This is a genomic window from Paenibacillus sp. SAFN-117, from assembly GCF_051966115.1.
Lineage (GTDB): Bacteria > Bacillota > Bacilli > Paenibacillales > NBRC-103111 > Paenibacillus_L > Paenibacillus_L residui.
The window spans coordinates 1-15,608 of sequence record NZ_JBQCLK010000011.1 but is presented as its reverse complement, the minus strand read 5'-3'; the positions used below and the strand labels follow the sequence as shown (position 1 = coordinate 15,608).

Below are 15,608 nucleotides of genomic sequence, written 5' to 3'. Positions count from 1 at the left end.
TTTGAAATCGCGCCCGTGGGCGGCATCATTTTCTTGTAACGACGCATAAGACAGGCCATGTAAGCAGGGCATGGCAAAGTAAGCTGGATAAGGAGTACTTAAATCATAACCACCCGTCCAACGGGTGGTTTGCTCTTGGGGTATAACCCCCTGTTGCCAAACTGCGCCTAAAGACGCTAGCCTGACAACAAAGTTGTTCAGGCTCAGTGTAATTTGTCACTTTCACTTACCCGTTAAACGGGTTTATTACTTTTTGCTCCTGTTACTGCTAAACGGATCTTCGTATTCTTTTACACTCAATTTATCTACAGCTTGGTCATGTGCCTCTTGTTCACGAATGTATTTTGCTACGGTTGCTTCATTTAAGCCCACTGTACTCACATAATATCCTTCTGCCCAGAATTTTCGATTTCCATATTTATACTTGAGTTGTGCGTGCTTTTCAAAGATCATTAGCGAACTCTTCCCCTTCAGATATCCCATGAACGATGATACGGATATCTTGGGCGGAATGGCTACCAGCATGTGCACATGATCTGGCATCATATGACCTTCTAGAATCTCCACTCCCTTGTACTTACATAGACGTTTGAAAATTTCAATTAAGTCTTTCCTCACTTGATTATAGATCGCTTTCCGTCTATACTTCGGGGTGAACACAATGTGGTATTTGCACATCCACTTCGTGTGAGCTAGACTGTAGTTCTTGTTTGCCATCTAAGACCATTCCTTTCATTGAGCCTGAACATCTCAATTTTATCGGAATGGTCTTGGTGGTCAAACCCTCGATCCCTCCACCCGCATAGCGGGTGGTTTTTTGTTTCGCGCGTTTCACGCACTCAACTGGCTAAAGCCTAAACAAGAACAAAGCCTCGATACCGAAGTATCGAGGCTTTGTGGTAAGAGAATTAGTTGATGAATCCTGCGTTGTTCAGAAGACGATTCAGCATCGTAGCTGCTTGAGCACGAGTTGCATCGTTTCTAGGAGCAATCGAAGTGTCGGTCATGCCGTCAACGATTCCTGCTTTAACAGCAGCAGCCAGTTCAGCTTGACCCCACACGATGCTGTCCGCATCGGCGAATTTCGCCAACAGGGCATCTTGCTCCGTGCTGGATACTTTCACATCTTTACCGACATAAGCCAGTGCTCTTACAACCATAGCGGCCAGTTCTTCGCGGTTGATTTGGGCATTCGGACGGAAAGTTCCATCTTCGTAGCCATCAACGATTCCGCTTTGAACAGCTGCGTTAACAACTCCTGCGTACCAATCGCCAGATTGTACGTCAGAGAAAGTAGAGGAAGAGCTTGCGCTTGTATCCAGACCTAAAGAGCGAGCGATGATAGCTGCAAATTCAGCACGAGTAATGCTGCGCTCCGGACCGAAGCTTCCATCTTCATAGCCGTCAACAATCAGTTTGTGAGACAGAAGATCAACATAGGACTTAGCCCAGTGGGAAGCTACGTCGTTGAAGCTGATGTCCGTTTCGATTGCTGCGTAAACGCCAGTTCCGTTCCGCTTGATGGTAACTTTAGAGTTATCTCCATCGTTGCTGAATAGGGAAGGAGCGAAAGCCAGTGCGTTGGAGTTGGCAACAACACCGGTTGCTTTGTTGGCATCTGCTTTGCCTTCAAAGTTGATGGAGCTGTTAGTATAAGTGCTGCCGAAGGAAGTAATAGCCTTCGTCTTATCTCCAGCTTCAGCGGTAACTTTGAAGTCGTACGGAGTAGCAAGCAGCTTAGCATTCAGAGCTTTAACTGCATCTTCAATAGCTTTAAGTGCGCTGTCTTTAACTTCTTTCATTTCTACACGGATCCACAGATCCTCAAGCTCTACACCCATCTCTTTAGCCAGATCTTGAAGCTTGAGAGCTTTGATCGGAAGAGTGAAGGAAGTATTCTCGTTGTAGATGGTCAGAGTTTCCCCTTCAACCAGTGCGGAAGCCGGAAGAAGAACAAAATCATTTTGGATTTCCAAAGATGCATTTTTGTTTTCTTTCAGCAGATTAGCCAGTCTGTTAGCGTCAGCTTTACCGTTTAAATCAACGATGCCGCCGATCGGGCCGCCAAAGCCGCCGCCAGGGTAACTACCGCCAGGATTACCGCCAGAGGTTTCTCTGTAAACCCAGTCAGATACTACATCATCGTTATACTTGAGTTTAATCTTAGTGTAGGTCGCATCAGTTATTGTGCCGCTGATGTTAAAATATACAATACCAGTGACATTCCTCGACGTGTCCTTATTGGCGATAATACTTTGAATTTTACCTTTCTCATCATAAACTGCCAAAGTGACGTAATCTTGGTCTTTGAGAGCATCATAATCGACGCCATCAAAATAAACACTGCCGGTTACGTTTCCGTTCGCCTTATATGTAATCGCTCCAAATCCGGATGCAAAAGCAAGCAGCGGAGTAAGAATGGATACGATCATAAGGGTCGCGAGAAGACCGGACATCTTTTTCATAACAGAAGCTTTAAACAAGTTCCTATCTCTCCCTCGCAATTGATTGTTTTTATTAGAAAGCATTGAATAGTTTCACCTCCTTTCAAGCGTAAATTAAAAATATAAAAAGTATCATTATCAGTTTAAAAGTATAGCATCTTTTCACACCAAATGGTAGTTTCTGAGAAACAATTGATATATCGATTCAATCAAATTTTGTATTTAGCAGCTCTTCAAGTTTTTTAGCCTCTTGAGGGTTTGCGATGAAGAGCTTCTCTTTCAAGCTGTCCTCCGATTTCCCTTGTTTATGCAGAGCTGCAAGGTACCACCTGGCGATAGTCTGAGCCAACGAATCCTCTAAGTTATCAGTGATTCCATGTTTCAATGCCGATTCCGCATTAGAGTAGTCACCCTTGATATAATATATCTGCCCCGCATATAAAGCAATAGCTGGGGTCACATTAAATTCTCTCCCCTGAAGCTGTCCTTCCGGCAGAGATTCTAAATGCTTCACTTTGGCAAGAACAACATTATATAGTTCGATGGCCTCATTCCAATATTGGTCGGTCTGTGCAATATTTTTATCCGACCTGGACTGATTCCCCAACTCGTACAAAATATACACCAGGGATTGATACATATCGATATCCCACGGGAAAATTTCTATCCCTTCTATATTGACGCTGTGAGCCTCCAAAAAGTTTCTCTGTTCCATGAAAAAATTTAATTGGAATAATATCCCCAACCGATGGTACGGCTCCGCTTTCCTAAAATCCTTAATAAGCTGAACGGCTTCTTGTTCCAATGAAGGATCTTTTATTTGTCGGAACACCTGCATCAAAATATCCTGCTTTAGATCAACGTAATCCGGATGATTAGGCTGCATTGACAAGGCTTTGTCCACCGTAGCAATAACCTCTGTATATGGCTTCGCTTGCTGTGCTTCCGCAATGGCCTGGTGATAATAGGTATTCCCGGAAAGGAGCCTGATTGACATGGTGATAAAGACAATGGCTGTAACAAGCGTTCCCCCGGAAATTATTTTCGGCAGATAACTTTCCCATTTGCTTAATCGATTTGTGAATGGCGCTGCTATCGTGTCAAAACTGGACACAAGTCCACCTAAGCATATAAAAACGACAATAGCAAGGTACGCATAACTCAGATTGAAATCGATAACGCTATGAATAAGCAATGAGATCAAAATAATGAGATATAGGACCCTGGTATCTTTCGTATCCTTGTCGCTTTTAAAGTAGATTCTGCAATAGTTATATAAAACTAACCCAAGTAAAACGGCAAAAATGAGAAACCCGAAAATTCCGACTTCAACAAGATATTGTAGGAAGAAGTTGTGAGCTTGTTTGCTCGTGTAAGGATTGTTTTGATATTTCTCATAAAGTGCTGCCCAGCCGCCGCCGCCAGCTCCGAAAACAGGATAATCTTTGACCAATTTCAACGAATCAGCATAGAAAGTTCCTCTCTCCAATACACTATGCTGTTGAAAATTGATATTGTCTATCCTTATTCTAATATTTTCGGGCAGAAGCTTGGTGATCCCAGTATCCGTAAATAGAATGACAACAGCTATGGTTCCTAGGATTACAGCCCCAACCGGCAAAATGACTGGTGCATATCGCAGCTTGATTTTTTCCTGTATTGTTTTTTCTAACACTGGGGATAGATAACGATTCAACAATGTGACAAGAACCGAAACAATAATCGAGGCCACTGCAAGAATTCCCCAGCCTTTGAGCGATAAACTCGGGCTGAAATTATTTTGTAAGCTCGAACCGATTTCTGTAATGTTTCCAATAGTCAGTAATACGGCTACAGCGGATATTCCCAGGTATAAAAGCAGCTTGATCTGTCTTTCCACGGAAAAAAACAAAAGCAGCACCAGGAGCACGACAGGTAATATAACCAATCCTCCGCGGGAGAGGGTTAGCATGAAAGAAACAAGGATTGGAACCAGCATTAGAGAATGCAAAGCAACAGGATACCATTTGCGTGATCTGAAAATGAAAAGCATACACCCAAAGAGTAGAGCTATTAAATAGGCAGAATAAGTATTAGCGTATTGAAATACGGAAGTAAGTCTCAGGCCGTTGGAATCACTCATCACCGCATGTTTATAGGCGGGTAATCCTTTTAGGCTCGTGAAAAGTTCAGCAATTCCATTAGCAATTTTAAGATTGCCAAGCCAATTGAGCATACCGAAAATAACTATTAAATATCCGGATATTAATAAAGTATATTGCAGAATATTATTTCCAAGCCGGTTATTAGTAACATAAATGGCTAAAATAAAAAATGTTGCATACATCATATGCATGTACAGCATGTTGGCACCATAATAATGAGATGCGGCACCAATTAAAGAGATTAAAAAACTTAACGGAACCAACCAAATGTAAAGTACAAAAAAATCTCGTAAATTGCGATACTTATAGTTGAAAAATAAGTAAAAAGAAGTAATTAGCAATAAAATAGATGACCAAACAAAGGACGAATAGATAGGCCGATCGAAGTCCATGTTATAGCCATTAAACAGCCCCCTTTGAAACGGGGCCCACAGTAAAAATAAAACTGCAATGGCAATTAACGACCAGAATAAAATGGAATGAGAGTCATTTGTTGCTAATGTACTTGATGAGGAGGATTTTCCTTTTGCTTTATGTTTCATTATCGAGTACTCCCTTTTTAAACGTAATTCTACAATATTTTATCACAGGTAGAAGGGGGAGTGAAACTAATTCTCCGATGGTCGAAATTTAATCCAATATGTTGTAGGCCGGATCTAGAGGCATAGTTGAAGGGTTAGGATTCAGATTTTAAAACTGCAAAAATTTAAACAAACATTCTTTTCGCTTTGATTGGTATGTCTGAAAATATTTAACTGATAATCTAACATCAGGCTGTTCATATCAATGGAGCAAGGTTATAATGGTTATTTATAGAAAATTTCTATAGAAGCCGTCTAATCACGGAAATAAGGGGAGGGCTTCTCATATTAATTGTGGATATAGGAAAAGATTTGAGTAAATGACAACTACAGTGCTAAAAAGGCTTTGATGGCTAGCGTTTTTTTGTTTATAAGTGCTTCTAAACTATGACATTTTCTAAATACTGATTTTTGTGTTTAACGAGTTAGCATCCACTGGCCTTTAGGCTTTCATTTTACAATTATTTGCATAGTTCGTAATGATCAATTTAATGATACGCTGCTCCACATTTCCCGCTGTTCATGCTATTCGATTGACATTAGCAAACGTTGGACAAGTATCGTCTTGTCCTAGGAAAAATTACATTATAGCAAGACAAACAGCGTTTGGTATAATAGGGTATTATGTAAAGAGAGAAAGGTGCATTTAAGGATGAAAGCTTACTTGAGTGAAATATTAAAAAGAAAAGATTTAATTGCATATTTAGTTAAATCGGGACTAAAGGCAGAACATCGAAATAGTTTTCTTGGTTATTTTTGGTGGTTGCTTGATCCATTACTTGGCGCACTTGTTTATTATTTTCTAATTGTAATCGTATTAGGAAGAGGAGGAGAGAATTTCGCGGTATATCTTGTCATAGGACAAGTAGCATGGAGGTGGACAAGTTCAGCAGTTAGCAGCTCCACTAGAGCAATATTACAATATTCTTCTATCATACAACAAGTAAATTTACCGAAGGTTATTTTTCCTATTACGAGAACCTTATCCCAATTAATTAACTTTATGTTTGGTTTAATAGTTGTCGCGTTGTTTCTAGTGGCATTTGGAATTATTCCGCAAGCAAACATACTATATTTACCCTTAATAGTTATTGTGCAATTGCTATTCTTAATGACGATTAGTATATTAGTATCCTATATTTCAGTCTTTATAAGAGATATTGGTAATGTTACTTCCCATATTTTGCGTATATGGTTTTATGCTTCCCCCGTTATTTGGGAAGGAAGTCGTCTTCCTGAAGCTTATAGATGGATAGAAACGTTTAACCCGATGTCTTACATTCTTAATGGGTACCGTAATATTCTTATGTATGGACAAGCACCCAATATTGCTGTTTTGCTTATGATTGGATTTTTATGCTTACTGGCAACGGCAGCTTTAATATACTATTACAGTCATAATGAACATAAAATTATTAAAGCCCTTTAAAGGAGATATCCAATAGTTATGAATAAATATGATAAAATAAATTTTAGTAATGGTGGCAGAGAAGTTATAATTCGGGCTCAACATCTTGGAATCTCCTATATGTCAGGTTATCGATCTATTGATTATAAATCTAGAGTGTATAACTTCTTATTAAGAAAAACTGAAGGGAAAGACCGCCGTCAAATTTGGCCTTTAAGAAATATTAATTTTGAAGGATATAAAGGTGAAATATTAGGTGTAATTGGATCAAATGGGTCTGGCAAGACAACGTTATGCAAATTAATAGCTGGGATTGTAAAGCCTGACGAAGGTAGCATTATTGTAGACGGTCGAGTCACTGCGTTGTTTTCGTTAGCTATGGGTTTTAATAAGGAGATGACAGGGAGGGAGAACATATATCTAAATGGGACAATGCTAGGTTTTGGAAAAAAGAAGATTAGAGAATTTATAGAAGATATACATAATTTTTCAGGGATTGGTGAATTTTTCGATCAACCTGTTAAGTTTTATTCAAGTGGGATGAAAGCCAGATTGGGATTTAGCGTTGCAGCATTTACCGAACCAGAGATACTTATATTGGATGAGGCATTAAATACGGGAGATTTGGCTTTTAGCGAAAAAGCCTCAATAAAAATGCGGGAGCTAGTAACAAAGGCTAAAATGGTTGTTCTTGTTACACATAGTCTTAACTACGCAAAGGAAAATTGTGATCGTTTAATATGGATTGATAAAGGGGTCATTCGAGAAATCGGAGAACCTGGAGATATTGTAAGTCATTACGAACAAACAGTGAAAGAAAAAAAACACAAAAAAAATAAGCACGGACTTGTATTGCAACAAATAGTCACAAAGAAAACAGATCAAACAATTATAAATGCACAGAATATAAGTGTTTCATACAAATTAGGTAAAAACTTATTCTGGGCATTAAAAAATGTCAGTTTTAAAATAAATGAGGGTGAAGTCGTAGGTATTATCGGACACAATGGGGCTGGAAAAAGCACATTATGCAAAATACTTACGAATATACTGTTACCTGATCATGGAGATTTGCAAATTGAAGGTGAGACTACATCGTTGCTTGGTTACGGAACAGGGTTTAATGGAGAGCTATGTGGCAAAGATAATGTTTATCTAAACGGTATGTTATTAGGTATTTCAAAAAAGACGATAGATCAATATTACACTAATATTATTGATTTTTCAGAGATTGGTGGAGCTATAGATAAACCTGTTAAGCAATATTCAAGCGGTATGAAGTCTAGGCTTGGTTTTAGTGTAGCGGCCTTTCTAAATCCAGATGTGTTTATTATTGATGAGGCATTATCAGCAGGGGATATGGCGTTTAATCAAAAAGCTTCTGAGAAGATACAGGAAATGATCTCCAAAGCAAAGGCAGTCATTGTTGTGTCCCACAGTATGGGTTTTATTGAAAAAGTATGCACTAGGGCAATTTGGTTGGACAAGGGAGAAATTATTTTTGATGGTCCAACCAAAGAAGTTGTCAAAAAATATAAAACAGTTACAAAAAGTAAATTGAAGACTTCTCTATAAACAACAGAATTATAGATTGCAGTCTTGAGGGATGGATGTGAGCAGGATATTTTATGAAAGTATTGCATAAATTGATACAAAATGCTGCCGCTAGAAAGTTAATAAGCTTTATTACAGCTTTTATATATGAGAGATTGACGGATACTCAAATAGAGACGTTGAAAAAGAAAATGTCTATCAAACATAAGGAATTTATTAAAAAAATTCTGCATTCAGAGGATTATTTTTCCGTCCATCATGTCAAACAATTGATTACGAAGTTACTTAACCTTGGCTTCACAGAGAAAGCGCTAGAAGATTTAGAGATTATGGCGGCGGATTACTCCAAACCCAAATTACAAAAAGCCTCCGCATGGGAGTTGTCACTTTATTATGCTGATCAACGAACAAATGAAGGTGCTGCTAAATGCTTGGAATTTCTAGACATAGCTATGAATGGCGACGAAACTCCTAAACGATTGAGACAAGCCACAATAATTAAAGCCGAATGTCTTGCGAGAATAGGCAAATTAACTGAAGCGCAAAAAATATTATTTCAAATGATCGAGAAAGATTCTCATCCTGATCTCCTGTTTGCTGCTGCAAATCTTGAAGACGATATCGAGGTAAGAATTAAATGGATAAATAAAGTATTTGAACATAACGGATTGAACAAAGTGCAACTCTCCCGAGAACTACCTCGACTAAGTACTTATGATTCTTTAAGTACTAATAATTTATTAGGAGTTCATAAGATAGATAAAAATAAGCCAAAGGTTACCGTTATTATGCCTGTTTATAATGCGGGCAAATTCATTGATACTGCAATTAATTCTGTCTTGGCTCAAACGTGGAATAACTTAGAAATTATAATAATTGATGACTGTAGCGAGGATAATACTGTAGAATTAATTAAGCAGCATGCAAAAAACGATCATAGAATACAATTGATGCATACTGGGAAGAATAGCGGGGCATACATGGCAAGAAATATAGGCCTAAAAGCAGCTACTGGGGAATTTATAACTTGCCACGATGCAGATGATTGGTCTCATCCAGAGAAAATAGAGAAGCAGGTAATTTATTTAATAGAACATCCCTCAGTATTAGGTACTATATCATTACAATGTAGATTATCCGAAGATCTTTTTTTTCATCGAAGAAATTGTCAGCGAGGATATTTGTCACCTAATATATCTTCTCTATTATTCCGTAGAATTCCTGTACTTGATTCCGTTGGCTATTGGGATAGTGTACGTTTTGGTGGAGATGGAGAGTTTATTCGCCGCATTAAAAAGATATTTGGTGAAAAGTCCATCAAGACACTGGACATAGGCCCATTATCTTTTCCACGAGTATCAGCTAATTCGTTAACTGAAAATGGTGCATTTGGTTATTATGGGTATTTGTTTGGAGCAAGAAAAGAATATGTCGAAGCGTTTACTCACTATCATAATAAAGGAGAGTCCCTTTATTATTCTTTTCCACTGGGAAAACGCCCTTTTGCAGTTCCTTTACCAATGATGCCTGATCGAAATGATAATGATACTTCAAAACGAAATCATTTTGATGTAATAATTGCTTCCGATTTCAGACTTACTGGCGGTACAACATCTTCTAATATTGAAGAAATCAAAGCGCAAAAAAATGCTGGTTTAAGTACTGGACTTATTCAAATATCACGTTATACAGGAGATGCAAATACACCAATCAATGATAAAGTTCGTCAATTAATAGACGGTAATCATGTGCGGATGATCGTTTTTGGTGAGAAAGTTTCCTGTGATGTGCTTATTATCAGGCACCCGCCTATATTACAAGAAAAACAACGATATATTCCTGATGTCGTGGCAAAGAAAATTAAAGTAATAATTAATCAAACTCCTAAAATTGACTATGGGTTAGATGGAGAGACTGTATATGATATAAAACGTTGCAAAGAAAACCTAGAACAGTATTTTGGAAATAAGGCTATTTGGTATCCCATAGGTCCAGCATTAAGGAAAACGCTCGAACAAAATCATATGGACGAACTTAAAACGATAGATTTATCTAATGAAGATTGGTTCAACATAGTTAATATAAATGAATGGAGGCGAAATAAGTTTCCAGAAAATCACCCGAAAATCCGGATAGGAAGACATTCGAGAGACCAATATGTGAAATGGCCCTCAGATCCAGAAATGTTAATGACCATTTATCCTGATTCCGAAGATTATGAGATTTGCGTACTGGGGGGAGCAAAAATACCAGAACAAACTCTTGGTAAGTTGCCCCGAAATTGGAACGTGCTTGAATTTGGTGATCAGCATCCTAAGGATTTTTTGGCAGGCCTTGATATTTTTGTTTATTACATTCACCCCGATTGCATTGAATCCTTTGGTCGAGTCATTATAGAAGCAATGGCAGTCGGAGTACCAGTAATATTACCGCATAGTTATCATGAATTATTTGGAGAGGCGGCTATATATGCGGAACCAAATGAAGTGCAAAAATACATTCAAATGCTAATGAATGACCGTACTTTTTACAAAGAGCAAGTTGAGTTAGCTTATCGTTATGTGGATCAGAAGTTTGGGTATGGCAAACATATATCAAGATTAACAAAATAGTCAAGGTTGCAATTGATGGAACGGAGTGTGATTTAAAACTATGAAGGAAGAAGAAATAAACACCCAACAACTGTCTAATCAAATGAACCCTTACTCAAGAGGTGCGACTGGTGGACAAATTCACATTGAATTTTTATTAGCTGAAAACAAGAGACTTATTAGAGAAAGAAATTACTATAAAAGAAAATATCGCGAAATAGAGAATAGTAAATCATGGAGATATACAAGAGTTCTTAGAAGTATCATTCATAAGTGTAAAGTACTATTGAAATTGCAAGACACAACTGAAAAAGGTAATCAATCAAAAATTAAGGGTAAAAATAAAAAAAAGAACAGACAAGTGAAACTAATTAACCACATTAGGGGAAAATTATATAGTTTAGGATTTAGTGAACGCCCTTGGGAAGAATTAAAAGAATTGGCATTTAAATCTCCAATCCAAACTATCAGACAAAGTGCTGCCTGGGAGTTAGCACTTTGGTATGCAGATATTAGGACAAAAGAAGCTGCAAAAAATTGTTTAGAATTACTTGAAATGACAATGAAAGATAAGACGGAGACAAACTATTTGCGTGAATATGCGATACTTTCGGCGGAGTGTCATGAAATATTAGACAATATAGAAGAAGCGCGTACTATAATATTAAATGCGATCACAATTGAAAAACATCCTGATCTATATGTGGCTGCAGCGAATTATGAAGAAAGTTTAAATGAAAGATTGAAATGGATAAATAAAATAATGGATATGTACGATCTTTCGCATGTGGAATTTGATAATTCTATTAGTAATAGTTCAATATACGATGGATTAAAATGTATCAAGAGAGATAAAACGACATTTAATGAGCATACATCTAATCCAACTGTAACGGTTATTATTCCGGTTTATAATGCAGAGAATGTTATTGAGACGGCGATTAATTCAGTATTAAATCAAACATGGAGCAATCTTGAGGTAATTGTAGTTGATGATTGTAGTACCGATAACACGGTAAGGATTATTGAAAAATACGCTGAAAGAGATGGAAGGATTCGTCTAATAAAAGCACATACAAATGGAGGAACATATGTAGCACGTAATCTAGGGTTAAAAGCTGCATCAGGTGAATATGTTACTTGTCATGATGCTGATGACTGGTCACATTCACAAAAAATAGAACGACAAGTACTACATTTATTGGATAATCCACAGTTAATCGGAAATACAACAAGTCAATTTCGTGCAACTGAAGACTTTAAATTTCCTCGCAGGAATAGCCAAAGATTCTATATATCACCTAATTTATCTTCCCTTATGTTTAGGCGTATTCCAGTGATGGAAGCTTTAGGATTTTGGGATAGTGTTAGGTTTGGAGGTGACGGTGAACTACTACGTAGAATTCGAAAGGTTTTTGGCGATAAAGCAGTTGTTAATCTAGATGGTCCACTATCGTTTCCAAGACTTCGAAATGATTCGCTGACTGGCAGTAGCAAGTTCGGATTCCAAGGTCATTATTTTGGGGCGAGAAAAGAATATGTTGAGGCTTTTACTTCGTATCATTCAAGTGGAGGAAATTTAAAGTATCCGTTTCCTCAAGAAAAACGCATTTTTCCAGTTCCCTATCCAATGTTACATAATCGAATTGTGGGGGAAAATAGGCATTTTGATGTAATTATTGTATCAGATTTTAGACTTCCTGGGGGAACTACATCTTCGAACATAGAAGAAATCAAAGCTCAAAAAAAAGCAGGATTAAAGACAGGATTAATTCAAATGTCTAGGTACACTACTTCTAGTATCAAAGGAATTAATCAAAAAATTAGAGACTTAATAGATGGAGATCAAGTTCAAATGCTAGTTTATGGTGAGACGGTATATTGTGATAATTTAATAATAAGGCATCCACCAATACTTCAAGAAAAACAAGAGTATATACCGAACGTAGTAGCAAAGAACATCTCTATCATAATTAATCAAACTCCATTGAAAGATTATGGAGACAAGAATAGTGAAGTGGCTTTTGACATTATTCATTCAAATCAACGTGTAATTGACTATTTTGGACATGAAGGTATTTGGTATCCAATTGGGCCTCAAGTCAGAAAAACTCTTATGGAGCAGCATTTAACAGAAATTAATAAGATTAATCTTTCTACAAGTGATTGGGTGAATATTATAGATGTAAATGAATGGAAACGAAAGAAGAGGCCGGATAAAAAATCAAAAATACGTATTGGTAGACATTCTAGAGATATGTATGTCAAATGGCCGCCAGACCCCAATCAGTTATTAGAAATTTATCCGAATTCAGATGAGTATGAAATACATGTTCTTGGTGGGGCGAAAACGCCCGAAGAGACTTTAGGGGAATTACCCCCCAATTGGCGAGTCTATCAATTTGGGGAAATGTCCCCAACAGAATTTTTGAAAGATATTGATGTTTTCGTTTATTATACTCATCCTGATTGTATTGAAGCGTTTGGAAGAGTTATATTTGAAGCCATGTCCGCGGGTGTTCCCGTTATAATTCCGTATAGTTACAAGGAATTATTTGGGAACTCAGCTATTTATGCGGAACCTTCAGAGGTGCAAAAAAAGGTTCAACTGTTAATGTCAGATCCGAATTATTACAACACGCAGGTAGAGATCGCCTTAAACTATGTAGAAGAAAATTTTGGGTATACAAAGCATATAAATAGATTGAAATTAAGACAATTACAAAAATCTATGTAGAATTAGAGGGGATAGACATGAAAGACGTTTTATTACAGAAAATAGAAAATAGAAGTATAGTGGTAGGTGTTATTGGCATGGGATATGTCGGTTTACCACTTGCAATTGCATTTGCTCGATCTGGTATAAAAGTGGTTGGATTCGATATTGACCCAGATAAAATTCAGAAGATAAATAGTGGTATAAGTTACTTTAAACATATACCATCAAAACTATTAAAAGAGGCTACCAATGAGAATAAGTTAACAGCTTCGACAGACTTTGCAGATATTAGATACGTGGATGCAGTTATCATGTGTGTGCCTACTCCACTTAATCAATTTAGAGAGCCTGACTTGTCTTATGTTATTAATACAATTCAATCTATTTTACCTTATATACGTTCGGGACAAGTAGTCAGTTTAGAAAGTACTACCTATCCTGGAACGACGGAAGAAGAGTTGCTTACAAGAATCGAAAGCAGGGGCTTCAAAGTGGGTGAAGACTTCTTTCTTATATACTCTCCAGAGCGTGAAGATCCAGGAAATCCAAATTTTTCAACAAGTACAATTCCTAAGGTTGTAGGAGGAACAACAAAGTCATGTTTAGATGTAGGGGTTGCATTGTATGGGAATATTATTGAAAAGGTAATCCCTTTGAGTTCGACAAAAGCTGCTGAATTAACGAAATTACTTGAAAATATATATCGATCTGTAAATATTGGATTGGTTAATGAGATGAAAATGATAGCTGATAAGATGGAAATAGATATATGGGAAGTAATAGACGCTGCGGCAACCAAGCCATTTGGATTTACTCCATTTTATCCGGGGCCAGGACTTGGAGGCCATTGTATTCCAATTGATCCATTTTATTTGACATGGAAAGCAAAAGAGTATGGAATAAGTACAAAGTTTATCGAATTATCGGGTGAAATCAATACCAAGATGCCAGAATGGGTAGTTCAGAAAGTTATTGATGGTTTGAACGATAATGAAAGATCATTAAAAAATTCAAATGTTCTTGTTATTGGTTTGGCCTATAAGAAAAATATTGATGATGTAAGAGAATCGCCATCTGTTGAACTAATGGAACAACTTAGAAAGAAAGGGGCTAATATATTTTACTCTGATCCATATGTCCCCCATTTTCCAAAAATGCGAGATTATAAATTTGATTTAAGTTCTTTGGATATTACTAAAGAAAACTTAACACTTATGGACTGTGTGATTATCAGTACGAATCATGACGATGTGGATTATGACTTAATATTAAAACATAGCAAGTTAATTGTAGATACAAGGGGGGTATATAGAAAAAACTATATGAATGTCATTAAAGCATAAATTTTGTTGCTTGGATAAATAGGTATAAGAAGTATTGGGATGTGTTGAGTCCAAATGAGCAGTAATGTCGAAGACACGTATAAGAAAGCTGTATTTTCAAAATTGGGAGTTCAAAGGAACTCTATTTATACCTAAATATATCAAGGGTTGGTATACCTTCATTATTCTTCAATTGTTTTTGCGCTATCAGTATACATCTACAAGGTGGTACTTATCATAGTCTGAGTCTATCAGAAGACTAGGATTGTGTATATGTGAAGATTCTAGTATGTCTTTTATGCTTTTCATCGTACGGGGTTTTGTTCTTTCTTCTTTACCTATTTTATGTGTCCGCTTCAATGTTTATGCGGTTATCTTTATCTTCTACCTTGAAAATCTAGATATGCATAAAGTAACTTTTTAGACAATACGAAACTAGACCCTTTGCCAAATAAGGGACTTGGAAAAATTAGGTATGTATCAAATTTAGGCCGATTGTTCGATGTTGATTCTGATTCCCAATGACTCTAAACGTTTAATTGCTTGCTTAATTACGATGTCTCTTCGCCTTTGATCATAAAAATCGGCACCGAGTTCGATATAGTTTTCTTTCCGCGTTAAGAGATGATAGGCTATGGTTAAAATAGTATGCCCTACTGCTACTGCAGCGCGATTTTTCCCCCTACGGGAAGCAATACGTTGGTACTGGGCAGATAAATAAGTGTTCTTTGTTCTTGCAGCAGAACGAGCAGCTTCTACTAGGGTGGATCGAAGCTTTTTGTTACCCTTTCGTGTTCGACCGGACTTGCGCTTTCCAGCGCTTTCGTTATTGCCTGGAGCCATCC

At 37.2% G+C, this 15,608-nt stretch carries 9 protein-coding genes; 5 read left to right on the top strand and 4 right to left on the bottom strand.

Features of this window, described 5'->3' with window-relative positions; all coding sequences use genetic code 11:
• Positions 1 to 246 precede the first annotated feature (246 nt).
• From tnpA to ACTHRH_RS09045, 3 genes are all read right to left on the bottom strand, one after another.
• Positions 247 to 717, bottom strand: coding sequence for an IS200/IS605 family transposase (gene tnpA, locus ACTHRH_RS09055; protein ID WP_144942112.1), 471 nt, complete (start codon positions 715 to 717; stop codon positions 247 to 249).
• 191 nt (positions 718 to 908) lie between these two features.
• Complete coding sequence (locus ACTHRH_RS09050) at positions 909 to 2,528, bottom strand: S-layer homology domain-containing protein (RefSeq protein ID WP_440415173.1); 1,620 nt, start codon at positions 2,526 to 2,528, stop codon at positions 909 to 911.
• A gap of 121 nt (positions 2,529 to 2,649) precedes the next feature.
• The gene (locus ACTHRH_RS09045) at positions 2,650 to 5,130 is read right to left on the bottom strand and encodes an O-antigen ligase family protein (RefSeq protein WP_440415171.1); all 2,481 of its coding nucleotides are present in this window, start codon (positions 5,128 to 5,130) and stop codon (positions 2,650 to 2,652) included.
• Positions 5,131 to 5,821: 691 nt separating this feature from the next.
• Between ACTHRH_RS09045 and ACTHRH_RS09040 the strand changes: the two genes are divergently transcribed.
• Genes ACTHRH_RS09040 through ACTHRH_RS09020 form a run of 5 tightly spaced genes read left to right on the top strand, consistent with a single transcriptional unit; the run spans position 5,822 to position 14,784 of the window.
• The gene (locus tag ACTHRH_RS09040; RefSeq protein WP_440415169.1) at positions 5,822 to 6,598 is read left to right on the top strand and encodes an ABC transporter permease; all 777 of its coding nucleotides are present in this window, start codon (positions 5,822 to 5,824) and stop codon (positions 6,596 to 6,598) included.
• A gap of 18 nt (positions 6,599 to 6,616) precedes the next feature.
• Positions 6,617 to 8,152 carry an ABC transporter ATP-binding protein gene (locus tag ACTHRH_RS09035; protein WP_440415167.1) on the top strand — a complete coding sequence of 512 codons (1,536 nt, stop codon included), beginning with the start codon at positions 6,617 to 6,619 and terminating at the stop codon, positions 8,150 to 8,152.
• Positions 8,153 to 8,205: 53 nt separating this feature from the next.
• Positions 8,206 to 10,743 (top strand): glycosyltransferase, encoded by a 2,538-nt coding sequence (locus tag ACTHRH_RS09030; RefSeq protein WP_440415165.1) that lies wholly within the window; start codon positions 8,206 to 8,208, stop codon positions 10,741 to 10,743.
• Positions 10,744 to 10,783: 40 nt separating this feature from the next.
• Entirely contained in the window at positions 10,784 to 13,459 is a 2,676-nt protein-coding gene (locus ACTHRH_RS09025) for a glycosyltransferase (protein WP_440415163.1), read from the top strand.
• A gap of 17 nt (positions 13,460 to 13,476) precedes the next feature.
• Positions 13,477 to 14,784 carry a nucleotide sugar dehydrogenase gene (locus ACTHRH_RS09020; RefSeq protein ID WP_440415161.1) on the top strand — a complete coding sequence of 436 codons (1,308 nt, stop codon included), beginning with the start codon at positions 13,477 to 13,479 and terminating at the stop codon, positions 14,782 to 14,784.
• Positions 14,785 to 15,249: 465 nt separating this feature from the next.
• Here the strand turns inward: ACTHRH_RS09020 and ACTHRH_RS09015 are convergent.
• On the bottom strand, positions 15,250 to 15,608 hold a 359-nt coding region (locus ACTHRH_RS09015), incomplete at its 5' end, for a transposase (RefSeq protein WP_440415159.1).